Annotated in this window: 23 protein-coding genes and 1 rRNA gene; 18 read left to right on the top strand and 6 right to left on the bottom strand. The window is 72.9% G+C overall.

Features of this window, described 5'->3' with window-relative positions; genetic code table 11:
- Positions 1-42: 42 nt before the first annotated feature.
- The gene (locus tag DQ392_RS30880; protein WP_114019008.1) at positions 43-612 is read right to left on the bottom strand and encodes a TetR/AcrR family transcriptional regulator; all 570 of its coding nucleotides are present in this window, start codon (positions 610-612) and stop codon (positions 43-45) included.
- A 110-nt stretch (positions 613-722) separates the two neighbouring features.
- On the opposite strand from DQ392_RS30880, the gene DQ392_RS30875 reads away from it, so the two are divergent.
- The 3 genes from DQ392_RS30875 to DQ392_RS30865 are packed head-to-tail and all read left to right on the top strand — an operon-like array spanning position 723 to position 3,495.
- Positions 723-2,489, top strand: a complete 1,767-nt coding sequence (locus DQ392_RS30875; protein WP_245982176.1) for an MDR family MFS transporter — start codon at positions 723-725, stop codon at positions 2,487-2,489.
- Positions 2,490-2,544: 55 nt separating this feature from the next.
- Positions 2,545-2,994: a helix-turn-helix transcriptional regulator gene (locus DQ392_RS30870; protein WP_114019007.1), complete on the top strand. Its 450-nt coding sequence runs from the start codon at positions 2,545-2,547 to the stop codon at positions 2,992-2,994.
- 57 nt (positions 2,995-3,051) lie between these two features.
- A complete protein-coding gene (locus DQ392_RS30865; RefSeq protein WP_114019006.1) occupies positions 3,052-3,495 on the top strand; it encodes a VOC family protein in 444 nt (147 codons plus the stop codon).
- 342 nt (positions 3,496-3,837) lie between these two features.
- On the opposite strand, the gene DQ392_RS30860 is transcribed toward DQ392_RS30865, so the two are convergent.
- On the bottom strand, positions 3,838-4,809 hold the full coding sequence (locus tag DQ392_RS30860) for an HhH-GPD family protein (protein ID WP_114019005.1): 972 nt from the start codon (positions 4,807-4,809) through the stop codon (positions 3,838-3,840).
- A gap of 225 nt (positions 4,810-5,034) precedes the next feature.
- Between DQ392_RS30860 and DQ392_RS30855 the strand changes: the two genes are divergently transcribed.
- A complete protein-coding gene (locus DQ392_RS30855; RefSeq protein ID WP_114019004.1) occupies positions 5,035-5,913 on the top strand; it encodes a hypothetical protein in 879 nt (292 codons plus the stop codon).
- A 45-nt stretch (positions 5,914-5,958) separates the two neighbouring features.
- Here the strand turns inward: DQ392_RS30855 and disA are convergent, their stop codons facing one another.
- Both disA and radA read right to left on the bottom strand, forming a co-directional pair.
- On the bottom strand, positions 5,959-7,080 hold the full coding sequence (gene disA, locus DQ392_RS30850) for a DNA integrity scanning diadenylate cyclase DisA (RefSeq protein WP_114019003.1): 1,122 nt from the start codon (positions 7,078-7,080) through the stop codon (positions 5,959-5,961).
- A 328-nt stretch (positions 7,081-7,408) separates the two neighbouring features.
- Complete coding sequence (gene radA / locus DQ392_RS30845) at positions 7,409-8,815, bottom strand: DNA repair protein RadA (protein ID WP_114019079.1); 1,407 nt, start codon at positions 8,813-8,815, stop codon at positions 7,409-7,411.
- A gap of 243 nt (positions 8,816-9,058) precedes the next feature.
- Between radA and DQ392_RS30840 the strand changes: the two genes are divergently transcribed.
- Positions 9,059-10,639: a hypothetical protein gene (locus DQ392_RS30840; protein WP_114019002.1), complete on the top strand. Its 1,581-nt coding sequence runs from the start codon at positions 9,059-9,061 to the stop codon at positions 10,637-10,639.
- Positions 10,640-10,705: 66 nt separating this feature from the next.
- On the opposite strand, the gene DQ392_RS30835 is transcribed toward DQ392_RS30840, so the two are convergent.
- Positions 10,706-11,641: a DUF3109 family protein gene (locus tag DQ392_RS30835; RefSeq protein WP_245982174.1), complete on the bottom strand. Its 936-nt coding sequence runs from the start codon at positions 11,639-11,641 to the stop codon at positions 10,706-10,708.
- A gap of 85 nt (positions 11,642-11,726) precedes the next feature.
- On the opposite strand from DQ392_RS30835, the gene DQ392_RS30830 reads away from it, so the two are divergent.
- The 11 genes from DQ392_RS30830 (at position 11,727) to proC (ending at position 23,058) form a co-directional block, all read left to right on the top strand.
- Entirely contained in the window at positions 11,727-12,659 is a 933-nt protein-coding gene (locus tag DQ392_RS30830) for a Ppx/GppA family phosphatase (protein WP_114019001.1), read from the top strand.
- Positions 12,660-13,045: 386 nt separating this feature from the next.
- A complete protein-coding gene (locus DQ392_RS30825; protein ID WP_245982172.1) occupies positions 13,046-13,933 on the top strand; it encodes a sugar phosphate isomerase/epimerase family protein in 888 nt (295 codons plus the stop codon).
- Entirely contained in the window at positions 13,930-14,742 is an 813-nt protein-coding gene (locus DQ392_RS30820) for a TetR/AcrR family transcriptional regulator (RefSeq protein ID WP_114019000.1), read from the top strand. Before DQ392_RS30825 ends, DQ392_RS30820 begins: the two co-directional genes overlap by 4 nt.
- 84 nt (positions 14,743-14,826) lie before the next feature.
- On the top strand, positions 14,827-16,680 hold the full coding sequence (gene ilvD, locus DQ392_RS30815; protein WP_114018999.1) for a dihydroxy-acid dehydratase: 1,854 nt from the start codon (positions 14,827-14,829) through the stop codon (positions 16,678-16,680).
- Positions 16,681-16,757: 77 nt separating this feature from the next.
- Positions 16,758-17,279, top strand: a complete 522-nt coding sequence (locus DQ392_RS30810; protein WP_114018998.1) for a hypothetical protein — start codon at positions 16,758-16,760, stop codon at positions 17,277-17,279.
- A gap of 172 nt (positions 17,280-17,451) precedes the next feature.
- On the top strand, positions 17,452-17,850 hold the full coding sequence (locus DQ392_RS30805; RefSeq protein WP_114018997.1) for an ArsR/SmtB family transcription factor: 399 nt from the start codon (positions 17,452-17,454) through the stop codon (positions 17,848-17,850).
- Positions 17,847-18,140 carry a hypothetical protein gene (locus tag DQ392_RS30800; RefSeq protein WP_114018996.1) on the top strand — a complete coding sequence of 98 codons (294 nt, stop codon included), beginning with the start codon at positions 17,847-17,849 and terminating at the stop codon, positions 18,138-18,140. The genes DQ392_RS30805 and DQ392_RS30800 overlap by 4 nt, the downstream gene beginning before the upstream one ends.
- A gap of 120 nt (positions 18,141-18,260) precedes the next feature.
- On the top strand, positions 18,261-20,423 hold the full coding sequence (locus DQ392_RS30795; protein WP_114018995.1) for an MMPL family transporter: 2,163 nt from the start codon (positions 18,261-18,263) through the stop codon (positions 20,421-20,423).
- 138 nt (positions 20,424-20,561) lie between these two features.
- Entirely contained in the window at positions 20,562-21,362 is an 801-nt protein-coding gene (locus DQ392_RS30790) for an ABC transporter ATP-binding protein (RefSeq protein WP_114018994.1), read from the top strand.
- Between the two features lie 27 nt (positions 21,363-21,389).
- Positions 21,390-22,127, top strand: a complete 738-nt coding sequence (locus DQ392_RS30785; RefSeq protein WP_114018993.1) for an ABC transporter permease — start codon at positions 21,390-21,392, stop codon at positions 22,125-22,127.
- 127 nt (positions 22,128-22,254) lie between these two features.
- A complete protein-coding gene (gene proC / locus DQ392_RS30780; protein WP_114019078.1) occupies positions 22,255-23,058 on the top strand; it encodes a pyrroline-5-carboxylate reductase in 804 nt (267 codons plus the stop codon).
- Here proC and DQ392_RS30775 read toward each other — a convergent pair.
- The gene (locus DQ392_RS30775) at positions 23,006-23,749 is read right to left on the bottom strand and encodes a DedA family protein (RefSeq protein ID WP_114019077.1); all 744 of its coding nucleotides are present in this window, start codon (positions 23,747-23,749) and stop codon (positions 23,006-23,008) included. The genes proC and DQ392_RS30775 overlap by 53 nt on opposite strands.
- Positions 23,750-23,859: 110 nt before the next feature.
- Here DQ392_RS30775 and DQ392_RS30770 point away from each other — a divergent pair, with 110 nt between their 5' ends.
- The gene (locus tag DQ392_RS30770) at positions 23,860-25,551 is read left to right on the top strand and encodes a sensor histidine kinase (RefSeq protein WP_245982170.1); all 1,692 of its coding nucleotides are present in this window, start codon (positions 23,860-23,862) and stop codon (positions 25,549-25,551) included.
- Between the two features lie 541 nt (positions 25,552-26,092).
- Positions 26,093-26,182 (top strand): 16S ribosomal RNA (locus DQ392_RS30760); the annotation flags it as partial.

Genomic DNA, 26,182 nt, shown 5'->3' with positions numbered 1-26,182 from the left:
GTGTGCGGTGTGCGGGGGCGGTCGGGTGCGGACGCGCGTGGCTCAGGCGCCTTCGCCGTGGTGGGCGGCGGTGACCAGCTCCTCCGCGACCTCCAGCGCCGCCCGCCGCTTGTCCTCGGGGCCCGCGCCCGAGCTGTCCAGGGTGAAGAGCGTCGAGTGCATGGTGAACAGGGCGGAGGTGCAGCGCACCTGGTCGGTGAGGGCCGCGTCCTGGTCCTTGAGGAACCCCAGGAGCGTGAAGATCCGCTCTTTCATCTGCTCGCCGATGGACAGGTCGCGCAGCGTCGCCTGGTTCTCGTGCATAAACCGCACCAGTGGGGTGGCGTTGCTGATGCACGCGCTGTAGCGGCGGAGGATCTGCAGCTTCGCCTCCAGCGTGGTCGGGTGGTGTATCCGCGCCCAGGCGATGACCTCGTCGCACGGGCCGAGCACCAGGTCCTCGAAGAGGCTGGTGACCAGGTCCTCCTTCGTTTTGAAGTGGTAGTAGAGCGCGGCCTTGGTCACACCGAGCTGCTCGGCGATCTCCCTGAGTGAGGTTTTCTCGTAGCCGCGTTCGGCGAACAGCTCCAGGGCGACGTCCTGGATGCGCTGACGGGTGTTTCCCCTGCTCATGCCGACCCCTTCATAACTTACTTGACGCCCGGCTAGTGAGGACCTAGCTTGTCCATCGTACTGAACTAGCCGTGCGGCAAGTAAGGCACGGGTAAAGGAGGGGGCTGCGCATGGCTGCCAGCGGGGCGACGAAACGGGCAGACCGGGATGGTGGGGGCGTCGAAGCGGAGGACGGGATTAGCCAAGGTCAAGAACTGACCAAGCGGGCGGACCCGGCGCCCGCCCCCACGGCGGACCCCCGCGCGGCGCAGCCCCCGACGGCGCAGGCTCCCACGGGGGCGCAGGCTTCCACGGCGGCGGCCGCGGAACCCGGGGCCGGCGGACCCAAGCCGCGCAGCGTCCGGGTCGTCCTCTTCTCGCTGATGATCGCCGTCCTGCTGGCGATGCTGGACAACATGATCGTGGGCACCGCCATGCCCACCATCGTCGGCGAGCTGGGCGGCCTCGAACACCTCTCCTGGGTCGTCACCGCCTACACGCTCACCACCGCCGCCTCGACCCCGCTGTGGGGCAAGTTCGGCGACATGTACGGGCGCAAGGGCGTCTTCCTCACCTCGATCCTCGTCTTCCTCGCCGGCTCGGTGACCTCGGGCGCCGCCCAGACGATGGGCCAGCTCATCGGCTTCCGCGCCCTCCAGGGGCTGGGCGCGGGCGGCCTGATGGTCGGCGCCATGGCGATCATGGGCGATCTGATCCCGCCCCGGGAGCGCGGCAAGTACATGGGCATGATGGCCGGTGTCATGTCGCTGGCCATGATCGGCGGCCCGCTCGTCGGCGGCACGCTCACCGACCACCTCGGCTGGCGCTGGGCCTTCTACATCAACCTGCCGCTGGGCGCCGTCGCCCTCGCGATGGTCACCACCGTGCTGCACCTGCCCATGAAGCGCAGCAAGGGGCGGATCGACTACCTCGGCGCCGCGCTGCTGACCACCGGCATCACCGCCGCGGTCCTGGTCACCAGCTGGGGCGGTACGGAGTACGCCTGGGGTTCGGGCACGATCCTCGGCATCGGGGCGCTCGCGGTGGCGGCACTGGTCGCCTTCCCGTTCGTGGAGCGCCGGGTCGCCGAGCCGATCCTGCCCCTGGGCGTCTTCCGCAGCGGCAACTTCTCGCTGGTCACCCTGATCGGCTTCCTGCTCGGCTTCGTGATGTTCGGTTCGATGACGTTCCTGCCGCTCTTCCAGCAGAGCGTCCAGGGCGCCTCGGCCACCAACTCCGGGCTGCTGCTGCTCCCCGTCCTGCTCCCGATGATGGTCGTCTCCGTCGTCACGGGCCGGGCCACCACGAAGACGGGGAAGTACCGCGCCTACCCGATCATCGGCGGCGCGCTGATCCCGGTCGGCCTCTTCCTCCTCGCCCAGATGGAGTCCGGCACCAGCCGACTGACCTCCGGGCTCTACATGGCGGTGCTCGGCGCCGGCATGGGCTTCCTGATGCAGCTGACCATGCTCATCGCGCAGAACAGCGTGGAGTTCAAGGACATGGGCGTCGCCTCGTCGACGACCACGCTCTTCCGCACCATCGGCGGCTCCTTCGGCGTCGCCCTGATGGGCACGATCTTCGCGCGCCGGGTCGAGGACTCCATGCGGGAGGGCGCGGCCGCGGGCGGTGGCGCCGGCGGCGGGGCGGCGAGCAAGCTCACCGAGGGCGGCGCCCAGCTCGACTCCGCCTCCCTCGCCAAGCTGCCGGACGCGCTCCGAGTGGCCTACGAGCACGCCGTCGCGAACGGCACCCATGCGGTCTTCCTGATGTCGGCGGGCATCGCGGTGCTCGCCTTCGTCGCCGCCTGGTTCATCAAGGAGGTCCCCCTCAAGGACGCCACCGCGCAGAAGCCGGAGGAGCCGCAGAAGCCGCTGGAGTCGCAGGCGTCGGCGTAGCGGGACGCGGCGGCGGTCGGCGGCCGCTGTCAGAGGGGCGTGCCAGCATCGGGACATGACCACACCCGGCACGACGCGGCTGCGCGCCCTGCGCCAGGCCAAGGACGCCATGGACCGCGACTGGGCCGAGCCTTCGCTCGACCTGGCCGCGGTCGCCGCGCGCGCCGGATACTCGCGCTTCCACTTCGTCCGCGCCTTCAAGGAGACCTACGGCGAGACGCCGGGCCAGTACCTGAGCCGCCGCCGCATCGAGCGGGCCCAGGAGCTGCTGCGCTGCACCGACCACCCGGTCACGGACATCTGCGCCCGGGTGGGGTTCAGCAGCCCCGGCACCTTCTCCGCCCGCTTCAAGAGCCGCACGGGGCTGACGCCGAGCGCGTACCGCGCGAGGTATCCGCGCACGGGCGGCGCCCTGATCCCCGGCTGCTTCGCCATGCTGATGTACGGGGGATTTCGGGGAGCCGAGGAGCGCAACTTCCGAGAAGCAGGGGACCCCACGCGCTGACTACGGTGAACGACGAGGCGGACGATCCGCGCCGAACCACCCCTATCGGAGTAAACCATGATCAAGGCTCTCGGTATCACCACCGTCTGGTCCACGGACCAGGAGCGCACCCTCGCCTTCTTCACCGACAAGCTCGGCTTCGAGGTCCGCAGCGACGTGCCGATGGGCGACATGCGCTGGGTCACCGTGGGCGTGCCGGGGCAGCCGCATCCGGAAATGGCGATCATGCGCACCGACGGCGCGGGACTCGACCCGGAGTCGTCCCAGGCGCTGACCACGCTCGTCACCAAGGGGGTGCTGGGCGCCGGCGCGTTCACCACCGACGACTGCCAGGGCGATCACCGCCGGCTCAAGGACAAGGGCGTCGAGTTCCTCCAGGACCCGCAAGAGCGCCCGTACGGCACGGAGGCGATGTTCCGTGACGACAACGGCAACTGGTATTCGCTCACCCAGCCCCGCGAGGACGGGAAGCTGGACATGGACCAGCCGTTCTCCTGCTGAGCGCGGGCCGGCCGCGCAGCCACCGACGCGGCAGCCCGGCGACCGGCGGCGTCAGTAGTCACCCTGCGGCGCGAGGCATCACCGTGCGGCCCGTGCCCGTGCCCGTGCCGGTGGCGGTGCCGACGGCGACGGCAACAGACCGCCGGGCGCCCGTCGCCCGGCGGGGGCGACGAGCGCCAGCGCCGTCTCCGGGCTGCTCGGCCGGAGCGCCGCACCCCGGCTGAGCCAGTCCGGCTGCGCCAGTCCTACCGGGCCAGTCCGGCCGAGCCAGTCCTACCGGGCCAGTCCGGCCGGGCCAGTCCCGCCCAGGCAGCCCCGCCGCTGAGCCGAGCTCAGCGGCACTCAGCTCAGCGGGAGCCGGTACCGCTTGCCGTCCAGTGGTTCCACCAGCCCGTCGGAGACGAGTCCGTCCAGCGCCCGTGCGCGCTGGATCGGCTCGTGCCAGACGCGGTCGAGATCGGCCTGGGCCACCGGCTCCTTGGCGGCGCGCAGTACGGCGAGCAGCCGGCCACGCACCTGCCGGTCGGTGCCGGCGTATGCCTGGGTGCGCCGGGCGGGCCCCTGGTGTTCGGGCGCGCCCGCCAGCTGCCAGGCGCAGCGCGCGGCGATCGGGCAGCGGGCGCACTGCGGGTTGCGTGCGGTGCACACGAGCGCGCCCAGTTCCATGGTCGCCGCGGCCCAGCGGGAGGCTGTCGTGTCGTCCTCGGGCAACAGCGCGCGGGCGAGCTTGCGTTCGGCGGCGGTCGTGGCGTTGGGCGGGTACTGGTGTCCGGTGACGGCGCGCGCGAAGACGCGGCGCACGTTGGTGTCGAGCACCGCGTGCCGTTTGCCGTACGCGAAGGACACCACGGCGGCGGCCGTGTACTCGCCCACGCCCGGCAGCGCCAGCAACTGCGCGTGCTCGACGGGTACCTCGCCGCCGTGTCGTTCCGCTATGGCCTTGGCGGCGCCGTGCAGCCGCAGGGCGCGCCGCGGGTAGCCGAGGCGGCCCCAGGCGCGCACGGCTTCGCCGGGCGCCTCGGCGGCCAGGTCGGCGGGGCGCGGCCAGCGCTTCATCCACTCCTCGTACACCGGCAGCACCCGGCTCACAGGGGTCTGCTGGAGCATGAACTCGCTGACCATGACGCCCCACGCGCCCGCCTCCGGGCGGCGCCAGGGGAGGTCGCGGGCGTGGGTGGCGAACCAGTCGACGACGGGGGCATGGAGGGCGCGCGCCGTCTCGCGCAGGGCGGGGTCGACGGCTTCGGATTCCGCGGCGCGTGCTGGCGGGGCGCCGGCCGAAGCGGCTTGGGAGGTCTCGGTGGTCGCAGTCATGGCACAACCGATCCTGGCACGGCGCTCCTCATCCGAAAAACGCACACGCGGTACGAAAGCCTGTCCGTCACGTACGCCGCGTACGCCATGTATCCGCGTCGAACCCCGCAGAGGGGTATAAACCGCCGCAAATCTCCCGGGCATCGGACAGCTCATCACAACAATTGGCGGTCTGAGCGGCGGGTACGGGCCTGTGAGGCGCCTGATGTCTCGTAAGGTTTCCGCGTGGGATCTCTGCGCAATCCGATCGGGCCGCTTCCCTCCTCCATCTACTGGCGACGGAGGGCAGTTGTCCTTGCTGTCCTCGCGCTGCTGGTCCTGATCGTCGTCTGGGCACTGGCCTCGACGGGCGGCGAAGACCCGGGCAGCGAGGGCAAGAACGGCGACAAGGACAACGGGCCGGCCGGCACGATCACCCCGGGGCCCAGCGACTCGGGGCCCGCGATCAGCGACCGGCCGGGCGGCCGGGACGAGGAGGGCGGCGCGGACGGCGGCGCGGACGGCTCGGGCTCCTCCGGCGGCTCGGGTTCCTCGGGCGGCTCCGGCACGGAGGACCAGTCGTCCGCGGGCGGTACCGGCTGGGGCGCGGGCGACGGAAGTTCGGGAGCGGGCGGCGCCGACTCGGCGGGGTCCTCCTCCGGTTCGGGTTCCGGTTCCGGCGGCTCGGGCGGCGGCGGTGCGGCGGGAGCGCCGGCCCCTCCGGACCTGGCCAACTGCCGCGAGGGCGACGTGAAGCTGAAACTGCGCAGTGTCGAGAAGAAGTACGGGCCGGGCGAGAAGCCGCGGTTCGAGCTGAAGGTCACCAACGAGCGCGGCAGCGCCTGCAAGATCGACCTGGGCCGTACCGCCACCATCGTGACGATCACCAACCCGGACGACGCCAAGTTCTGGGCCTCGGACGACTGCCCGCCCACCAAGAAGCCGCTGCTGCGCCAGGTGCCGGGCGACGGCTCCTCGACGCACACCCTCACCTGGTTCCGCAAGGCCAGCGCGGCCAACTGCGGCACCCCCACCTTCGAGGCGCCGAAGGCCGGCACCTACGAGATCGAGGTGAAGGTCAAGGGCCTGAAGACGGTGCGGACGACCTTCCAGCTGGTCAAGTAGCCGGGCCGACCACGGCGGGCCCGGCACTCGCCCGTGGCCGGGCGCTCACACGTAGCGTTCGAGGATCGAGGACTCGGCGAGCCGCGAGAGCCCCTCGCGGACCGAGCGGGCGCGTGCCTCGCCGACGCCGTCCACCGCCTGGAGGTCGTCCACGCTGGCGGCCAGCAGCTTCTGCAGCCCGCCGAAGTGGTCCACGAGCCGGTCGATGACGGTGCCCGGCAGCCGGGGCACCTTCGCCAGCAGCCGGAAGCCGCGCGGCGAGACGGCCGAGTCAAGCGTTTCGGGGGCGCCGCTGTAGCCCAGCGCCCGCGCCACGGTGGCCAGTTCGAGCAGCTCGGTGTGGGTGAGCCGGTCCAGGTCGCTGAGCGCGTCGGGTACGGCGCGCACCCGGCGGCCCGCGCCGACCGTCTGCGGCGCGTAGTCGCGCACGACCAGCTCGCGCTCGGGCTCGACGCCCGCGATCAGCTCATCCAGCTGGAGGGAGAGCAGCCGCCCGTCGGTGCCCAGCTCGACCACGTACTGCTCGATCTCCGTGGCGATGCGGCGCACCATCTCCAGCCGCTGTGCCACCGCTGTCACGTCGCGGACCGTGACGAGGTCCTCGATCTCCAGCGCGGAGAGCGTGCCGGCGACCTCGTCGAGCCGCAGCTTGTAGCGCTCCAGCGTGGCCAGGGCCTGGTTGGCGCGGGAGAGGATCGCCGCCGAGTCCTCCAGCGTGCGGCGCTGTCCGTCGACGTAGAGGGCGATCAGCCGCATCGACTGGCTGACGGAGATGACGGGGTACCCCGTCTGGATGGAGACGCGCTGCGCGGTGCGGTGCCGGGTGCCGGTCTCCTCCGTCTCGATCGAGGCGTCGGGCACGAGCTGCACACCCGCCCGCACGATCTTGGTGGTGTCCTTGTCGAGGATGAGCGCACCGTCCAGCTTGCACAGCTCGCGCAGCCGGGTCGCGGTGAAGTCCACGTCGAGCACGAAGCCGCCGGTGCACAGCTGCTCGACGTTCTTGTCCATGCCCAGGACGATCAGTCCGCCGGTGTTGCCGCGCAGGACGCGTTCCAGGCCGTCGCGCAGCGCCGTACCCGGCGCGACCGCGCTCAGCGAGGCGCGCATCAGGCCGGACGCCCCCTCGGCCCTGCCCAGGGCCGCGGCCCGGTCGTTGGCTGCCACTGCACTCCTTCGGTCGTGCGGGTGCCTGTCGGCGTTTCCTCGACCTCCGGATCGCCGGACCACCGCACCGGGGCGGACACCGTGCCGTTCCCCCCTCGCCGCGACCGCGTCGCGACGGTGCGCACAGCCCCCGTGGTGCTCGTGGTTGGTCGAGACCGGGGCAAAGTCTACCGGCGCACCGGGAGGTACCCCTCGCGGCGTGTGAGGGGTGCCTCCCGCGGCGGGTGAGGGGGCGGGTCCGACGGCCCGGCGGGAGGGTGTGGGCACGGCGGGTGCCGGGCCCGCGGGGACGGCCCCGGCGCGGGAGGCGCGGCCGGCCGGAGCGGGCTCAGCCGGTGGCCGCGGCCGTGCCCGAGCGCGCCGGGCGGGCCGGCAGCACCCGCAGGGCCTCGCCGATGTCGGCGACCTCCAGCACCCGCATCCCGTCGGGCACCCGCCCCGGATCGCCGGGTACCAGGGCGTGCGTGAAGCCGAGGCGCGCGGCCTCCGACAGCCGCCGCTGGACGCCCGTCACCCGGCGGACCTCGCCCGCCAGACCGACCTCGCCGATCGCCACCAGGTTCTTCGGCAGAGGGGTGTCCCCGGCGGCGCTGGCCAGCGCGAGAGCCACCGCGAGGTCCGCGGCGGGTTCCGACAGCCGCACCCCGCCGACCGTCGCGCTGTAGATGTCCCGCTTGCCCAGCGCGTTGATCCGGCCGCGCTGCTCCAGGACCGCCAGCATCATCGACACCCGCGAGTTCTCCAGCCCCGAGGTCGTCCGCCGCGGGGAGGGGATCTGCGTGTCGACGGTGAGCGCCTGCACCTCGGCCACCAGGGGGCGGCGGCCCTCCAGCGTCACCGTCAGACAGGTGCCGGGCACCGGCTCGTCGCGGCGGGTCAGGAACAGCCCCGACGGGTCGGCCAGACCCGTGATGCCCTCGTCGTGCAGCTCGAAGCAGCCGACCTCGTCGGTCGCCCCGTACCGGTTCTTCACCCCGCGCACCAGCCGCAGCCGCGCGTGCCGGTCGCCCTCGAAGTGCAGGACGACGTCCACCAGGTGCTCCAGCAGGCGGGGCCCGGCGATGGCGCCGTCCTTGGTGACGTGGCCGACCAGCAGCGTGGACATGCCGCGCTCCTTGGAGGCGCGGATCAGCGCGCCCGCCACCTCCCGCACCTGCGCGACACCGCCGGGGGCGCCGTCGATCTCGGGCGAGGCCACCGTCTGCACCGAGTCCAGCACCAGCAGGGAGGGCTTCACCTCGTCCAGGTGGGCCAGCACGGCGGACAGGTCCGTCTCGGCCGTCAGATACAGGTGGTCGCTGAGGGCGCCGATGCGGTCGGCGCGCAGCCGCACCTGGCCCGCGGACTCCTCGCCCGTGACGTAGAGGGTGCGGTGGTCGTCGTCCGCCGCCTTGGCCGCCACGTCCAGCAGCAGCGTGGACTTGCCGACCCCCGGCTCCCCGGCCAGCAGCACCACGGCGCCGGGCACCAGGCCGCCGCCCAGCACCCTGTCCAACTCGGGCACGCCGGTGCCGCGCGCCGTCGCCTGCCGGCCGTCGACCTGGCCGATGGGCAGCGCGGGCGCGGAGACCCGGCCCGGTGCGGTGGTGCGGACGGCGGGGCTTCCGCCCGCCTCCTCGACGGTGCCCCAGGCGTGGCACTCGGGGCAGCGCCCCAGCCACTTGGCGGTCTGCCAACCGCATTCGGTGCAGCGGTAGGTGGGGCGGTCCTTCGCGGAGGTTTTACGGGTGGCCATGACGGTCACGGTACCGACGTCCACCGACAGCGGGGCCGGGCCGCCCGTCTCGCGGCCCCGCGAGACGGTGGGCCGCGCGCGGTCGGCCGGACCGGGGCGGTGCGCCCCCTGTGCGCCCTTTGCGACGTCGTTGTCGCGAAACCCCTGGCGCGTGTCCCCTTTTGAAGGACAACGTCACCCGAAGGTAGTAATCCCTCGCAGACGGGTCCAGCAAAGCGCCATCATCCGCCTACCGTCGCCGGGGTGAAGACGAGCAGGCGCGAGCACCCCAGGAACTCCACCGGCGCACCGCCAGCGCACCGGGTGGAAAGGACGACGCACCGTCGTGCCGACAGCACCGCCACACGGTGCGACGACGCGTATCTGGACGGCCTGTTCACCTACTGTCTGTCCGTTCTGTGCGAGCACGAAGCCGCCCTTCTCGCGCTCGGGGAGACTCTCGCGCTCGCCGACCGGCAGCACGCCAGGGGCCGCGCCCCCGAGGCCGAACACCTGCGCCGTCCCTGGCTCTACGCGCTGGCCCGGTGGGCGTGCTCCCGACGGCTCGCCGAACACAAGGCCAAGGCGAGGCCCGGGGCCACGGGCAGGACGCAGCGCGGAGGCGGCGACGCGGGGGCGGTTTCCGACGACGGATCCGCCGCCGCTGGGCGCGGGGTGGCCTCCGGTGGCGCGTCCGTCCCCGCGTCCCCCGCCGCCACGGGGCGGGAACTGCTCGACGAGGCGGCCCGGGTGCGGCGGCGGAGCGAACTGGCCGCGCTGGCCTGGCCGGAGGCGGCGGGTACGTCGCCCGCGCAGCGGGAGGCGCTGGAGCTGTCCGTCCGGCACGGTCTGCCGCCCGCGCAGGTCGCGGCGGTCCTCGCGATGCCGGCCGACGCCGCCGAGGATCTGCTGATGAACGCGGCCTGCGAGGTGGAACGCACCCGTGCCGCGCTGCGCGTCGTCGAGTCCGGCGGCTGCGCCGCCGTGGCGCGGCTCGCCGGGGACGACCGGCTGCTGATGGGCTCCGCGCTCCGCCGCGAACTGGTCCGGCACGTGGACGAGTGCCCCCAGTGCCGGCGCGCCGCCGAGCGCGCCATGGCGGGCGTCTCGTGGCCGGGTACCGCGCCGGCCTCCGCCGCGCTCGCCGTGGTCGCCGCTCCGCGCTCCGCGGTGTACGCGGCGGTGGAGCTGGCCCACTGCGCGCGCGCCCAGCGGGCACCGCGTTTCGACCGGGCCGGCTTCCCCGTGTGCGAGCGGAACCGTGCGGCGCGGCGCGAGCGGCTGCGGGCGCGTGTGCTCACCTCGACGGTCGTCACGGCCGTGGTGGCCGCGCCGGTGTTCGCCGCCTGGGCCGCCTACCAGGGTGGGCAGGACGGCGGCGAGTCCCAGGCGGAGCGTTCCGCCGCCGCTCCCGAACAGCCACGGGGGAGCGCGGGTGCTCCCCGTCCGCAGCGCGAGAGCGCCTGGGGGTCCAGAGGCCGCCACGCGGGCGGCGACGGCCACCGTCGCCGCACGTCCGAACCGCGAACGGGCACGGGCACGGGAGGGGCGGTGGGCAAGCACCGCCGTACGGGCCCCGGGGGTGTCCTGCCCACGGCCGTCGGGACGACCGCAGGAGGCCGTGGCTCCGCACACCCGCCGGGGTCCTCGGTGCCCCGGCCTCCGTCGTCGGTGCCGGGCCTGCCAGGGCCCGGGGGGATTCCGGGGACGCCGACCTCTCCGGCGTCCCCCAAGCCGACGCCGACACCCACTCCGACGGAGACCGAGACGCCGAAGCCGACACCCACCCCGACGGAGACGGCCGGCCCGTCCGCGACGCCCACCGAGGCCGGTTCGCCGTCGTAAGGGCGACGCCGCGCGCCGGCGTCACGTCGCGGCGCGGGCGGTGTCACGGGGCGCAGGCGCGGTGCGTCACAGCGACAGGGGGTCCTGCTCCGCCGTGTCGCGGCCTGTCGTGTCCTGGCCTGTCGCGTCCTGGTCCGTCGTGCCGGCGGTGGAGGCGTGGGCCTCGGTGGCCGGGTGGGGGGCCATCAGGGGGAGCTGGTGGGCCAGCCGCTGTGCGCACAGTTCCGCCAGGTGGTCGTAGGCGGCCTTGCCCATGAGTTCGGTCAACTCGGCGCGGTAGGAGAGGTAGACGGGCCGGCCCGCGCCGTGCGCGGACGGTGCCGCCGTGCACCACCAGTGCAGGTCGTGTCCGCCGCCGCCCCAGCCGCGGCGGTCGTACTCGCCGATCGAGACGTAGAGCACTTCTGCGCCGTCGGGCAGTTCGACCCACTCGTAGGTGCGCCGGATCGGCACCTGCCAGCACACGTCGGGCTTGGTCTCCAGCGGTTCGCGGCCCTCGCGCAGGGCGAGCAGGTGCAGCGCGCATCCCGTGCCGCCCTCGAAGCCGGCGCGGTTGTGGAAGATGCAGGCGCCCTCCCACCGCCGCGTCTGGCGCTCGCCCTCCTCGTTGACCTCCGCCCAGCCCGCCGCGCCGGTGCCGACGTCGTGGTGCTGCCACATCTCGGGTGTGAGCCGCGCCACGTGGGAGGCGACGCGCTCCTCGTCCTCCTCGTCGGAGAAGTGGGCGCCGAGGGTGCAGCAGCCGTCTTCGGCGCGGCCCTCGGTGATGCCCTTGCAGCCGTTGCCGAACAAGCAGTTCCAGCGGGAGGTCAGCCAGGTCAGGTCGCAGCGGAAGACCTGTTCGTCGTCGGCCGGGTCGGGGAACTCGACCCAGGCGCGGGTGAAGTCGAGGGCGACCTCCTCGTCCCGCGCCGCGCCCGCTGCCGGCTCCTCGGCCGCCGGGCCGTGCGCCCCGCGTGCGCCGCCCTGCTTCTGCTGCTTCGCCGCTTTCGTCATACCCACACCGACCAGCGTACGGGGCCTTCGCCCTCCCGCCGGTACGCCGCTCCCCGTCGGCGGCCGCTGCGCAGCCGCTAGCGTGCTGGGTATGAGACTCGGTGTCCTCGATGTGGGGTCGAACACGGTCCACCTGCTCGTGGTGGACGCGCACCCCGGCGCCCGTCCCCTGCCCGCGTACTCGCACAAGGCGGCGCTCAAGCTCGCCGAGCTGCTGGAGGCCGACGGGTCCATCAGCCCCGAGGGCGTGGAGAGGATGACCGCCACCGTCGCCGAGGCGCTGGAGGTCTCCGAGGAGAAGGGCGTCGAGGCGCTGCTGCCGTTCGCGACCTCCGCCGTGCGCGAGGCGGCCAACGCCGAACACGCGCTCGGCCGGGTCGCCGAGGAGACCGGCGTCAAGCTGGAGGTGCTCTCCGGTGCCGACGAGGCGCGGCTGACGTTCCTGGCCGTGCGGCGCTGGTTCGGCTGGTCGGCCGGGCGGCTGCTGGTGCTCGACATCGGCGGCGGGTCGCTGGAGATCGCCTACGGGCTCGACGAGGACCCGGACGCGGCGGTGTCGCTGCCGCTGGGTGCGGGGCGGCTCACCGCGGGCTGGCTGCCGGGGGATCCGCCGGACGCGGCGGACGTGAGGGCGCTCCGCCGCCACGTACGGGCCGAGATCGCGCGTACGGTCGGGGACTTCAACCGGCTCAGCCCGCCCGACCGGGTGGTGGCCACCTCCAAGACGTTCAAGCAGCTCGCGCGGATGGCGGGCGCGCCGCGCAGCGTGGACGGGCCGTACGCGCAGCGCGGGCTCAGCCGCACCTGCCTGGAGGAGTGGGTGCCCAAGCTGGCCGCGATGCCCGCCGAGGAGCGCGCGGGGCTGCCCGGCGTCTCCGAGGGCCGGGCCCGTCAGCTGCTCGCCGGTGCCCTCGTCGCGGAGGCGGCCATGGACCTCTTCCGCGTCGACGAGCTGGAGATCTGCCCCTGGGCGCTGCGCGAGGGCGTCATCCTGCGCCGCCTCGACCGCCTCCCGGCCCTCTAGGTCGTGTCTTCAAAGTCCCGCCTGCCTGGCGGCGCCTGGCACGCACGCTCGCGGCGTTGTCGTCGGTCGCCGCTTCCCCCAGGGCTCGGCTTCGCTCGCCCCGGGAGGTGCCCCCACGCAGGGACTCCCTCCTCCGCCTTGCGAGCGCACGCACCAGACACCGCCAGGCCCGCCCTCCGGGCGGACGCCGCTACTTTGAAGACACTCCCTAGCGGCCGCTCGGTGCTGACCGTCTCCCGCGGCCCGAGGGGTGGGACGACAGGCGCGGGACGACAGGCGCGGGGCGGCGGGGGCGCGGCGTCCGGTGCGAGCGGGACCCCGGTGTGTGAGCGGGCTCCCAGTGGCCGGCTCCCTCGCGGGGAGCGGCGCGCGCTTAGGGTGGCTGGGTGGGCATCGAAAGCGTGCGGGTTCCCCAGGCGAAGGTCGCCCTGTCGACGGCCTCGGTGTACCCGGAGTCGACGGCCGCGGCGTTCGAGATCGCCGGGCGCCTCGGCTACGACGGCGTCGAGGTCATGGTCTGGACCGATCCGGTCAGCCAGGACGTGGACGCGCTGCGCCGCCTCTCGGACTTCCACGGCGTCCCGATCCTGGCCGTGCACGCTCCGTGTCTGCTCATCACCCAGCGTGTGTGGGCCAAGGATCCCTGGGAGAAGCTGGTGCGGGCCCGGGCCGCGGCGGAGACGCTGGGCGCCTCCACCGTCGTCGTCCACCCTCCCTTCCGCTGGCAGCGCACCTACGCGCGCGAGTTCGAGCGCGGCGTGTGGCGGATGGCGGACGAGACCGACGTGCGGTTCGCCGTCGAGAACATGTACCCCTGGCGCTACCGCGACCGCGAGATGCTCGCCTACGCCCCCGACTGGGATCCCACCCAGAACGACTACCGGCACTTCACCCTCGACCTCTCGCACACGGCCACCGCGCGCAACGACACCCTGGCGATGGTGGAGCGGATGGGCGACCGGCTCGGCCACGTCCACATCGCCGACGGCAACGGTTCGGCCAAGGACGAGCACCTCGTTCCCGGCCGCGGCTCGCAGCCGTGCGCCGAGGTACTGGAGCGGCTGGCCGCTCGTGGGTTCGACGGCCACGTGGTCGTGGAGGTCAACACGCGCCGGGCCATGTCGGCGGCCGAGCGCGAGGAGGACCTGGCCGAGGCGCTCGCCTACACCCGCCTGCACCTCGCCGCCCCGGGCCCCGCGGGAACGGGTGCGGGGCGCACCCCGGCGGACCCGGAAGCCGGGCGGTCCGCCTCTCCCCGCCGGGGGGACGCGTGAGCGCGCCCGAGGAGCCCGCCGGGGGACGCGAGAGCGACGGCGAGGACGGCGCGGAGGGACGTGCGAGCGCGCCCGGGGAGCCCGCTGAGCGGACCGGGAACGCCTCTGCGGCGCCGCGCGGGCGGGGCCGCCCGGCCCGCCGCGGCGGCGAGGACGGGCCAGGCACGCGCGAGCTGATCCTCGCCTCGGCGCGGGGCGAGTTCGCCGAGCGCGGCTACGACAAGGCGTCCGTCAGGGCCATCGCACGCGGTGCCGGCGTGGACGCGGCGCTGGTGCACCACTACTTCGGCCCCAAGGAGCAGGTGTTCGCCGCGGCCGTGGAGGGCGCCCTCGCGCCGGCGCTCGCCGTCCCCGGCCTCATCGAGGGGGCGGCGCCGGGGGAGGTGGGCGAGGCGGTCACCCGCACGTTCCTGGGCATGTGGGAGGACCGCGGCACCCGGGAGCCCGTGCTGGCCATCGTCCGCTCCGCCGTCAACAACGAGCGGGCCGCCGCCGTCTTCCGCGAGCTGCTGAGCCGGAACCTGATCGCGCGGGTGGCGGCGCACCTGGGGGAGGCCGACGCGCGCCTGCGGGTGAACCTGGCGGCCGCGCAGCTGGTGGGGACGGCGATCCTGCGCTACGTCATCCGGCTGGAGCCGCTGGCCTCCGAGCCCGTCTCCGCCGTGATCGGCCGGCTGGCGCCCGTCGTCCAGCAGCACCTCACGGGCCCGGCTCCCCGCGCGGACACGGGGGCGGCTCAGGGCGGGGGCACAGAGGGCGCTCGGTGCGGCGGGTTCGTCCAGGATCCGGACTCCATGTCCGGATCTTGAGCCGGAGGCGTACCCTCGGTTCTTCTACGATTTGTTTCAGCAGAGCTTTCCGTGCTTCCAGCGTTTTCAAAGGGAGAGGCAGCCATGCCCGAGCTGAGGTCCCGCACCGTCACCCACGGACGCAACATGGCGGGGGCGCGTGCCCTCATGCAGGCGTCCGGCGTAGCGCGTGAGGACTTCGGCAAGCCCATCGTGGCGGTGGCCAACAGCTTCACCGAGTTCGTGCCGGGCCACACCCACTTGCAGCCGGTCGGCCGCATCGTCAGCGAGGCGGTCAAGGCGGCGGGCGGCATCCCGCGCGAGTTCAACTCGATCGCGGTGGACGACGGCATCGCGATGGGCCACGGCGGCATGCTCTACTCGCTGCCGTCCCGCGACCTGATCGCCGACTCGGTCGAGTACATGGTCGAGGCGCACTGCGCGGACGCGCTGATCTGCATCTCCAACTGCGACAAGATCACCCCGGGGATGCTGATGGCCGCGATGCGGCTGAACGTTCCCACGGTCTTCGTCTCCGGCGGCCCGATGGAGGCCGGCCAGACCACGCTGGTCAACGGGACGGTCCGCAAGCTGGACCTGGTCGACGCGATGTCGGAGGCGGCCAACGACAAGGTCTCCGACGAGGACATCCTGCGCATCGAGCAGAACGCCTGCCCGACCTGCGGCTCCTGTTCGGGCATGTTCACCGCGAACTCGATGAACTGCCTCACCGAGGCCCTCGGCCTGGCCCTGCCGGGCAACGGCTCGACGCTGGCCACCCACACGGCGCGCAAGGAGCTGTACGAGACGGCGGGCCGCACGGTCGTGGAGGCCGCCCGGCGCTACTACGACCAGGACGACGCGACCGTCCTGCCGCGCAACATCGGCTCCCGCGCCGCCTTCGAGAACGCCATGGCCCTCGACATCGCCATGGGCGGCTCCACCAACACGATCCTGCACCTGCTGGCGGCCGCCGAGGAGGCCGGGCTGGACTTCACGATGCACGACATCGACCAGCTCTCCCGCAAGCTGCCCTGCCTGGCCAAGGTGGCCCCCAACGTCGCTCCCGGCGGCACGTACTACATGGAGGACGTGCACCGCGCCGGCGGCATCCCCGCCATCCTGGGCGAGCTGTACCGGGGCGGGCTGCTGAACGAGGACGTGCACACCGTGCACGCCGACTCGCTCGCCGAGTGGATCAAGACGTGGGACATCCGCGGAGGATCGCCGTCGGCCGTAGCGCTGGAGCTCTTCCACGCGGCGCCCGGCTGCGTCCGCTCGGCCGAGGCGTTCTCGCAGTCCGAGCGGTGGGAGTCGCTGGATACGGACGCGGCGGGCGGCTGCATCCGCGACGTCGAGCACGCCTACTCCGCCGAGGGCGGCCTGGCGGTGCTGTACGGCAACCTCGCCGAGAACGGCTGCGTGGTGAAGACCGCGGGCGTGGACGAGTCGATCCTGACCTTCACCGGGCCCGCCGTCGTGTGCGAGTCGCAGGAGGAGGCCGTCCAGAAGATCCTCGACAAGACGGTCAAGGAGGGCGACGTCGTCGTCATCCGCTACGAGGGCCCCAAGGGCGGCCCCGGCATGCAGGAGATGCTCTACCCGACCTCCTTCCTCAAGGGGCGGGGCCTGGGCAAGGCGTGCGCGCTGATCACCGACGGCCGCTTCTCGGGCGGTACGTCGGGCCTGTCGATCGGCCACATCTCGCCGGAGGCGGCGGGCGGCGGCACCATCGCGCTGGTCGAGGACGGCGACACCGTCGTCATCGACATCCCCCGGCGGCAGATGCGGCTGGACGTGGACGAGGAGACGCTGGCCGCGCGGCGCGAGGCCCTGGGCGGCCGCTACGCCCCCGCGGCCCGCGAACGCAAGGTCTCCACGGCGCTGCGCGCCTACGCGGCCATGGCCACCAGCGCCGACCGGGGCGCGGTGCGGGACGTGACCCTGCTGGAGCGCTGAGGCGCTCCCGCCGCGACCGGGCCGGGCCCTTACGGGGTCCGGCCCGGTCTCGTTTCCGGGCGCGCGATAATCGAACCGTGCCTCACCGCTCGAAGACCCCCGAGAACAGCGCGCCGACCGCTCACGAACCGGCCCCCGAGCCACTGCGCTTCTACGGCACCACCTGGGTCGACCACTCCGGCGGCTACGTGCTGCGCCGGGTCGGCCTCGGCGTCGGCGCGGTGCTGGCGGCCGCCGCGGGCGCTTTCGTGCTGCGCTTCGCCTACCAGGGCGTCGTGGTGGCCGACATCGGCAGCTGGGCGAGTGTGCTGCTGGTCGTCGCGTTCGCCGTGTGCAGCGCGATGGCGTTCGCGCGGACGCTGACCTTCTACGGCCGCCGCCCCGACGAGCGGGAGGCGTCGGCCGAGTCGTCGATGCACAGCATCCGGATCATCGGCTTCATCGGCGTGCTGCTCGCCTACGCGCTGCGCACCTGCGTCGAGGCGCCGGGGGAGCGGCTGCACCGGGCCGAGTACGAGGAGGCGCAGGCCCGGCACGCGCGGCAGCGGCAGTCCCGTACGGGCAATCCGGCGGCGAGGAAGAAGAAGCGCAGGCGCTGACCCAGAACGCTGAGGCGTTCACGTCAACCCTCTTCTGCGGGAGGGCCCCAGGGGCCCTCCCGCAGTCGTGTCAGGGGGAACCCTGAACTGTCCCGGACAAGGCACCTGTTGCCTCGACACCTCGTTCCGCCACGTGTCAGATTCTTCTTACACCCAAGAGAGAGGGGTCGCGGTGAGCGCGATCGAGACCCCGACAGGAGACGAACTGCTGAGAATCCTGGCAGCGCTCGGCAATCCGCACCGGATGCGGATCCTCGCGGCACTCGCCGAGGGCCGGAACTACGTCAGCAGGCTCGCCCGTGAGATCGGCATGAGCCGTCCGCTGCTGCACATGCACCTCCAGCGGCTGGAGGCGGCCGGTCTGGTGGTCGGATCGCTGGAGCTGTCGGACAGCGGCAAGGCGATGAAGTTCTTCGAGGTGTCCCCGTTCGCCTACGCGCTGACCCCGCAGGTCGTCGCAGAGGCCGCGCGGACCCTCACGGACCAGGCCGCCAAGAGCGCCGACGAGCGGCAAGAAGCCGGCCCCGAGCCGGACGAGCAGGTCTCGGACGAGAAAGAGAGAGCGACGTGAACGAGCACCTCACGACCGTGGCCGCGCCGGTCGACCCGGCCGGCGTCTGGGCCGCGGCGCTGGGCACCGGCGGGGTCTTCGTCCTGCTGATCGTCGTGGTCTGGCAGCTCGCCGCCACCTGGCGGGCCCGGATGCTGGCGGCCCGGGAGCAGCAGTACAAGCAGCTGGCCCTCAAGTACGCGCAGCTGCTGGAGGACAACGTCGAGCTGCACCGCCGCAGCGTCGAGGAGCTGACGCAGGCGCGGCAGTCGATCGCCTCGATGGAGAAGATGATGCGCGAGATCGAGTAACCGGCCCGTCCCCTCGTCCAAGGCGCTCGTACGGCCGGGAGCGGCAACTCCCGGCCGTACACGTGAGCGTGCGTCACCGCGAACCCCTCGCGTCCCACACCCACCCCATGGAGGTTACCCATGTCCGCGCTCTCCCCGCCGCCTCCGGACGTCAGCCGCCCGCGCGGGCCGCGCCGTCTCGCCGCGGTCCCCGGCGACCGGCGCGGCAAGTGGCTGGTCCTGGCCGCCTGGCTGCTGCTCGTCCTGGCGCTCGGCCCGCTGGCCGGCAAGCTCACCGAGGTCGAGGACAGCAGCGCCAACGCCTTTCTGCCGGGCGGCGCCGAGTCGGCCCAGGTCAACACCGCGCTGGAGAAGTTCCGCGGTGAGGACGAGATCATCCCCGCGGTCGCCGTCTACGCACGCGGCGGCGCCGCCGTCACGAAGGCCGACGCGGCCAAGGCGCGCGCCGACCGCGCCGCGTTCGCCCCGCTGGTGCCGCCGGGCGAGAAGCTCACCGGGCCCGTCCCCTCGAAGGACGGCAAGGCCCTGATGCTTGTCGTGCCCCTGACGACGGGCGACGACGACATGACCGACGACCTGGAGAAGATCCGCACCGTGGCGGCCGCCAACGCGCCACCAGGACTCGACGTCGCCGTCGGGGGTCCCGCCGGATCGCTGCTCGACAGCATCGAGGTCTTCGACAACCTCGACTCCACCCTGATGCTGGCCACCGGCGCCGTCGTCACACTGCTGCTCCTGCTCACCTACCGCAGCCCCCTGCTGTGGCTCTTCCCCGTGCTGTCGGTCGGCTTCGCCGCCGTGCTCACCCAGGTGGCCACCTACCTGCTGGCCACGTACGCCGCGCTGCCCGTCGACCCGCAGAGCGCGGGCATCCTCATGGTGCTGGTCTTCGGCGTCGGCACCGACTACGCGCTGCTGCTGATCGCCCGCTACCGCGAGGAACTCCACCGCCACGCCGACCGGCACGAGGCGATGCGGATCGCGCTGCGCCGCTCGGGCCCCGCGATCCTCGCCTCCGCCTCCACCATCGCCATCGGCCTGGCCTGCCTGGCCCTCGCCGACATCAACTCCTCCCGCTCACTGGGCCTGGTCGGCGCGGTCGGTGTCGTCTGCGCCGTGTTCGCCATGGTCACGGTGTTGCCCGCGCTGCTGGTGGCGACGGGCCGGTGGGTCTTCTGGCCGTTCGTACCGCGCCACGGATCGGCGCCGCGCCAGGCGCGCACCGTCTGGTCCCGGATCGGCGCCGTGCTGGCGCGCCGTCCGCGCTGGTCGTGGCTGATGTCGGTCGGTGTGACGGCCGTGCTGGCGCTCAGCGCGACAGGACTGACCATGGGCCTGACCGACGAGGAGATGTACCAGGACAAGCCCGAGTCGGTGGTGGCCCAGGAGAAGCTGTCGGCGCACTTCCCCTCGGGAGCCTCCGACCCCGCCACCGTCGTGGTACGCACCGGCGCGCGCGAGGCGGTGCGCGGCGCGGCGTCCGGCGTGGACGGCGTCGAGTCCGTCAGGCCCCAGGACCGCACGAGCGACGGGCGACTGACCTCCCTGGCCGTCGTCCTGGAGGACGCACCCGACAGCGACGCCGCCAAAGCCACCGTCGACGGGCTGAGGGACGCCGTCCACGCCGTCGACGGAGCCGACGCGCTGGTGGGCGGCACGACCGCCGAGTCGCTGGACACCCGCAGGGCCGCCGAGAGCGATCTGGAGACCGTCATCCCCGTCGTGCTCGCCGTCGTCCTGCTCGTCCTGGTCGCGCTGCTGCGCTCGCTGGTCGCACCGCTGCTCCTGCTGGCGACGGTGGTGCTGTCCTACTTCGGTGCGCTGGGAGCCTCGAACCTGATCTTCCAGCACCTGATGGACTTCCCCGCGGTGGACAACTCGCTGCCGCTCATGGGCTTCGTCTTCCTGGTCGCCCTGGGGATCGACTACAACATCTTCCTGATGACCCGCGTCCGCGAGGAGGCCGGACGGCGGGGCCACGCCGCGGGGGTGCTGGCCGGACTCACCTCCACAGGCGGCGTGATCACCTCGGCGGGGATCGTGCTGGCAGCCACCTTCGCGGTGATCGCCTCCATGCCGCTGGTCTCGATGGCCCAGCTGGGCGTCCTGGTCGGCTTCGGCGTCCTGCTGGACACCTTCCTCGTCCGCACGGTGCTGGTGCCCTCGCTGGCGCTGGACCTCGGCGCCCGCATCTGGTGGCCGGGGCGCCCGGACCGCCATCGGGGGCAGGGAGCACCGGGCCGGGGCGAGCGGGTGGCGCGGCCGGAGCCGGAGAGGGTCTGAGGCGGCGGCGGTGCGCGTCGCCCGCCGGCCGATGCCCCGCTCGCCGTGCGCACCACGCGGCGGGGCGGGCGGGGCGCCGCCCTGACCGTCCCGCCTTCTTGACGCCCGTGCGCCGCCCGACCCATAATTCAACATGTGATGAATAAACCGCCGCCACAACCGCCCCCCGACCCCGCGGAACCCACCGGGCCGGGCCCCGATCCCGCCGTCCACGCCCGCGGCCTCACCGTCGTCCGCGGCACCCGGCGCGTCCTCGACGCCCTCTCCTTCGACGTCGCCCCCGGCACCGTCACCGGCCTCCTCGGCCCCTCCGGCAGCGGGAAATCCACCCTCATCCGCGCGATCGTCGGCACCCAGGCCAAGGTCACCGGCACCCTGGACGTCCTCGGCAGCCCCGCGGGATCGGCCGGGCTGCGCTCCCGCGTCGGCTACGTCACCCAGGCACCCTCCGTCTACGGCGACCTGAGCGCGCGCCAGAACCTCGACTACTACGCCGCAGTCCTCGGCATCCCCCGCTCCCGGCGAGCCGCCGCCGTCACCCAGGCCCTCACCGACGTCGACCTCACCTCGCACGCCGACGACCTGGCGGGCAACCTCTCCGGCGGCCAGGCCTCCCGCGTCTCGCTGGCCGTCGCCCTGCTCGGCGCCCCCGAACTCCTGGTGCTCGACGAACCCACCGTCGGCCTCGACCCGGTGCTCCGCCGCGACCTGTGGGACCTCTTCCACCGCCTCGCCGCCCACGGCACCACCCTGCTGATCTCCTCCCACGTCATGGACGAGGCGGACCGCTGCGCACACCTGCTCCTCGTACGGGACGGCACGCTGCTGGCCGCCGACACCCCGCGGGCGCTCAGGGAGCAGACCGGCAGCGACACCGTCGAGGAAGCCTTCCTCGCCCTCGTCGACGCGGCCCGCGCCGCAGAGGACTCCACCCCCTGACCCCACCGACCGACCGCGAGGAGCACCATGAACGCCTCCCGCACACTCGCCACCGCACGCCGCGTCCTGCGCCAACTCGGCCACGATCCCCGCACGATCGCGCTGCTGCTGCTCGTCCCGATCCTGCTGCTCGTCCTGCTGTACTACGTCTTCGACGCCGACCGCCGCGCCTTCGACAGCATCGGCGCGTCCCTGCTGGGCATCTTCCCGCTCGTGACGATGTTCCTGGTCACCTCCATCGCCACCCTGCGCGAGCGCACCTCCGGCACCCTGGAGCGGCTGCTGTCCATGCCGCTGGGCAAAGGCGACCTGATCGTCGGCTACGCGCTCGCCTTCGGCCTGCTGGCCGTCGTCCAGGCCGCGCTCGCCACCGGCGTCGCCATCTGGTTCCTGGACCTGGACATCGCGGGCTCGCCCTGGCTGCTGCTCCTCGTCGCCCTGCTCGACGCGCTCCTGGGCACCGCCCTCGGACTGTTCGTCTCGGCCTTCGCCGCCTCCGAGTTCCAGGTCGTCCAGTTCATGCCCGCGATGATCTTTCCGCAGATCCTGCTGTGCGGCCTGTTCGCCCCCCGCGGCAGCATGCAGCCCGTCCTGGAGGGGATCTCGAACGTGCTGCCCATGTCCTACGCCGTCGACGGCATGACGGAGGTCCTGCACCACTCCGAGGCCACCGGCGACTTCGTCCGCGACATCGGCGTCGTCGCCGGCAGCGCGCTCCTGGTCCTCGCCCTCGGCGCCGCCACCCTGCGCCGCCGCACCGCGTGAGCCGCCCCGGTGCGAGGATGGACGGCCCCGCCGGTGCCACGCCCCCGTGACGAGGCACCACCGGCCACGACCGGCAACGGCACAGCCGGGCTCAACCAGCACGACGAGGCACGAGGTGAACCACTCCATGACCACCCAGAACGTCGCGGTCCTCGGCACCGGCAAGATCGGAGAGGCCCTGCTCTCCGGCATGCTCCGAGGCGGCTGGTCGCCCTCCCGCCTCCTGGTCACCACGCGACGCCCCGAACGCGCGGCCGAACTGCGGGAGCGCTACGGCGTCGAACCGGTCGGCAACGCCGAGGCGGCCAAGGCGGCCGACACCCTCATCCTCACGCCCAAGCCCCAGGACATGGGCGCGCTCGTGGACGAGCTGGCCCCCCACGTGCCCGCCGGCCGGCTGGTCATCAGCGGCGCCGCCGGCATCACCACCCGCTACCTCGAACAGCGGCTGACCGAGGGCACGCCCGTCATCCGCGTCATGGCCAACACCCCGGCCCTCGTCGACGAGGCCATGTCCGTCATCTCCGGCGGCACGCACGCCACCGAGGACCATCTCGCCCTCGCCGAGGAGATCTTCGGCGGCGTCGGCAAGACCCTCCGCCTGCCCGAGAGCCAGCAGGACGCCGCCACCGCCCTCTCCGGCTCGGGCCCCGCCTACTTCTTCTTCCTCGTCGAGGCCATGACCGACGCCGGCATCCAGCTCGGCCTGCCCCGCGACAAGGCGCACGAGCTGATCGTCCAGGCCGCCGTCGGCGCCGCCACCATGCTCCGCGACAGCGGCGAACACCCCGTCACCCTGCGCGAGAACGTCACCTCGCCCGGCGGCACGACCATCAACGCCATCCGCGAGCTGGAGAACCACCGCGTCCGCGCCGCCTTCATCGACGCCATCGAGGCCGCACGCGACCGCAGCCGCGAGCTCGGGGGCTGACGGCGGGTTTGAAAGGGGGCGCCACCTGTACGTCGCCTTCGGACTGCGCGTCCGTTGTGGCTGGCCGCGCAGCTCCCCGCGCCCCTTCGGGGCGTTCGCGCGCCCGCAGGCCGCGCACTCCCTCGTGCACCAGCGTGATCGTGAACGCCAGCGCGAGCCCGAGCGCCACCCCGTACAGCGGCGTCTCCTCGAACGCGGCGCCGCCCACATAGCCCAGGCCCGCCGAGTAACAGGCCCAGCTCACCACGGCCACGGCGTCGTACCGCGTGAACAGCCGGCGCGGAAAACCCGTCGCGCCGGTGGTGAGCGTGGCCGCCGTCCGGCCGCCCGGAATGTAGCGCGCCGCCACCAGCACCAGACCGCCCCGCTCGGCCAGCATCAGCCCCACCCGCTCGTAGGCCCGCCAGGTGCGGCTCCCCTCCGTCAGCCGCGCCGTCAGCCGCGCCCCCGAGCGCCGCCCGATCAGGTACGAGACGTGGTCGCCGGCGAACGCGCCGAGCGCCGCCACCACGATCACCCAGAACAGCGCCGGATCCCCCTGCGCCGCGGCGAACACCCCCAGCGTGATCACCAACGTCTCGCTCGGCACCACGGGGAAGAACCCGTCCAGCATCGCGATCCCGAACAGCGCCACGTACACCCACGGCGTACTCACGAACCCCTCGACCGCATGCACTATCGCCTCGTTCATGCCCCGGAACGTACGGAGCACACCAGACGCCGAGCAGTGCACCATCGGCCCCGGCCTTCCCCCACTTTCGTCAGGTGTGCCCCGCGGCGGCCCTGCGTACCGTGGCGCACGTGAACGCCGCATCCACCCGCACCGGCCCCGGCCGCTTCACCGCCGCACTGCGCCGGCCCCGCAGCCGCGCCCTCCTCGCCGACCTGGCCCTGTGGCTGTTCCTCGCCTACCCCCTCCCCACCCTCAGCGAAGTCCCGGTCTGGCTCAGGGTGGCCGCGGCCCCCCTGCTGGCCGCCGCCGCGTTCCTCAGCCGCCGCGCCCCCGTCGCGGCGGCGGCCGTCCCCGCCGGCCTCGGCCTCGCCGTCACCCCCGAGCTGTTCACCAGCACCTTCAGCCCCGCCCTCGTCATCCTGAGCTTCCTCCTCGGACGCCGCGCCGAGAACGGGCGCCGCTCGCTCGCCGCCGCGGTCGCCGTCTGCGCCGTCGGCCTCGTTCTGGCCCTGACCCTCCCCGACGCCAGCCTGTGGGACTGGTTCACCCTCATCATCACCGTCCTGTTCGCCGCCGTATTCCCCTGGCTGCTGGGACGCTTCCGCCGCCGGCAGTACGACCTCCAGGCCACCGGATGGGACCTGGCGGCGCGCATGGAGCGCGAACACGAACTCGTCGCCGACCGCGCACGGCTGCGCGAACGCTCCCGCATCGCCGGCGACATGCACGACTCCCTCGGCCACGACCTCAGCCTCATCGCCGTGCGCGCCGCCGCGCTCCAGGTGTCCCCAGGTGTGGACGACGCCGCCCGGGCCTCCGCCGCCGAGCTCCGCCAGGCCGCCGCCGACGCCACCGAACGCCTCCGCCAGATCATCGGCCTCCTCCGTCAGGACACGACGGCCCCCACCGCCGAAACCGTCCACGACCTGGTCGCCCGCACCGCCGCCTCAGGCGTCGCCATCACCCTCCGGGAGGACGCCGGGAACACCGGGACCGCCGGGAGCCCCAAGAGTGACGCCGAGGACGCTCCGGTGCTGCTCCCGCCCCTCGTCGACCGCGCCGTCCACCGCGTCGTCCAGGAAGCCGTCACCAACGCCACCAAGCACGCACCGGGCGCGGCGATCACCGTCCAGCTACGGAAGAAGCGGACCGCCGTGCACGTGACGGTCACGAACGACGCCCCCGCGGCGGACGGTCGCCTCCGCCCCGGGGCGCACGCAGGGAAGATGACGGGCACGGGTATGGGCACGGGCGCGGGCACCGGGCTCATCAGCCTCGACGAACGCGTCCGCCAGGCCGGAGGCACCTTTCGCGCACACCCCCTCCCGTCCGCCGACGGCTTCGAGGTGACCGCCCAGCTCCCCCTCGGCCCCGACCACCTCCCCAACGCGCCGGCGAGACCCGAAACCGACGCCGCGCCCCTCGCCACCCGCTCCGGGGCGCAGCTCGCCAGAGCCCGGCGGCGGGTACGGCGCGGGATGGCGAACGCCCTGTGGATCCCGGCAGCCGCGACCGCGGTACTGGCGGTGGTGATGTACGGCTATCAGCTCTACACCTCATACGAGTCCGTACTCAGCGACCACACCTACAGCGAGCTGCGTGTCGGCGACCCCCGCTCGTCCGTGCTCCCGCGCCTTCCCTCGTACGAGTTCGACGCGGAGGCGGCGCCGCCCGGCGCGCCACAGAACCCCGTACACACCGACGAGTGCCGCTTCCACCGCGTCAGCACCTTCGACAACTCCCTGCTCTACCGCCTCTGCTTCACGGACGGACGGTTGTCCCACAAAGACCTGATCAGGGCGGATGAGCGGGACCGTTGACCGAGACGGGGCTCACAGTTGACACGGAGGTCACCCGTCCGTAAGGTTCATCGGGTTGCCGCAAAGCCGTCCTGGTTTCGCGGCGACTCCTCTTCGCCACTCCGGCGGGTACCACTTCGAGAGCACGATCTCCCTTCGCAGGGGTCTATTCGGCATGCCGAATTTCTTCTGCGGCCGGCTCAATTTGGAGCCGGAGGGAAAAGGCTCTAAAGTAGAGACCAGCCGGAAGGCGCCCCGCCGACAGGGGAATCCGATTCGGAAGAACGGCACGGAAACGGGCCGGGAAACGGATCTGATAGAGTCGGAGACACCGAAAGGGCAAACGTCCGGAGAAACCGGTGAGACGGTTTTGAAGGAAGCGTCCGTTCTTTGAGAACTCAACAGCGTGCCAAAAGTCAACGCCAGATATGTTGATACCCCGACCTGCCGGGTTGTTCCGGTGGGTTGAGGTTCCTTTGGAATACACAACAGCGAGGACGCTGTGAACAGGTTGGATTATTCCTCCGGCTTGTTCCGCTCTTCCTGTGGATGGTTTGAAGCATTCACGGAGAGTTTGATCCTGGCTCAGGACGAACGCTGGCGGCGTGCTTAACACATGCAAGTCGAACGATGAACCCGCTTCGGTGGGGGA

Origin of the sequence: Streptomyces reniochalinae, from assembly GCF_003323735.1 — a bacterium.
GTDB lineage: Bacteria > Actinomycetota > Actinomycetes > Streptomycetales > Streptomycetaceae > Streptomyces > Streptomyces reniochalinae.
The sequence above is the reverse complement of the archived record's forward strand: the minus strand, read 5'-3'. Positions and strand labels throughout refer to the sequence as shown.

Excerpts from the sequence above, each read along its gene's own strand:
- DQ392_RS30880 (WP_114019008.1), bottom strand. The coding sequence starts at position 612 with ATGAGCAGGGGAAACACCCGTCAGCGCATCCAGGACGTCGCCCTGGAG.
- DQ392_RS30875 (WP_245982176.1), top strand. The coding sequence starts at position 723 with ATGGCTGCCAGCGGGGCGACGAAACGGGCAGACCGGGATGGTGGGGGC.
- DQ392_RS30870 (WP_114019007.1), top strand. The coding sequence starts at position 2,545 with ATGACCACACCCGGCACGACGCGGCTGCGCGCCCTGCGCCAGGCCAAG.
- DQ392_RS30865 (WP_114019006.1), top strand. The coding sequence starts at position 3,052 with ATGATCAAGGCTCTCGGTATCACCACCGTCTGGTCCACGGACCAGGAG.
- DQ392_RS30860 (WP_114019005.1), bottom strand. The coding sequence starts at position 4,809 with ATGACTGCGACCACCGAGACCTCCCAAGCCGCTTCGGCCGGCGCCCCG.
- radA (WP_114019079.1), bottom strand. The coding sequence starts at position 8,815 with ATGGCCACCCGTAAAACCTCCGCGAAGGACCGCCCCACCTACCGCTGC.
- DQ392_RS30830 (WP_114019001.1), top strand. The coding sequence starts at position 11,727 with ATGAGACTCGGTGTCCTCGATGTGGGGTCGAACACGGTCCACCTGCTC.
- ilvD (WP_114018999.1), top strand. The coding sequence starts at position 14,827 with ATGCCCGAGCTGAGGTCCCGCACCGTCACCCACGGACGCAACATGGCG.
- DQ392_RS30795 (WP_114018995.1), top strand. The coding sequence starts at position 18,261 with ATGTCCGCGCTCTCCCCGCCGCCTCCGGACGTCAGCCGCCCGCGCGGG.
- DQ392_RS30790 (WP_114018994.1), top strand. The coding sequence starts at position 20,562 with ATGAATAAACCGCCGCCACAACCGCCCCCCGACCCCGCGGAACCCACC.
- DQ392_RS30785 (WP_114018993.1), top strand. The coding sequence starts at position 21,390 with ATGAACGCCTCCCGCACACTCGCCACCGCACGCCGCGTCCTGCGCCAA.
- proC (WP_114019078.1), top strand. The coding sequence starts at position 22,255 with ATGACCACCCAGAACGTCGCGGTCCTCGGCACCGGCAAGATCGGAGAG.
- DQ392_RS30775 (WP_114019077.1), bottom strand. The coding sequence starts at position 23,749 with ATGAACGAGGCGATAGTGCATGCGGTCGAGGGGTTCGTGAGTACGCCG.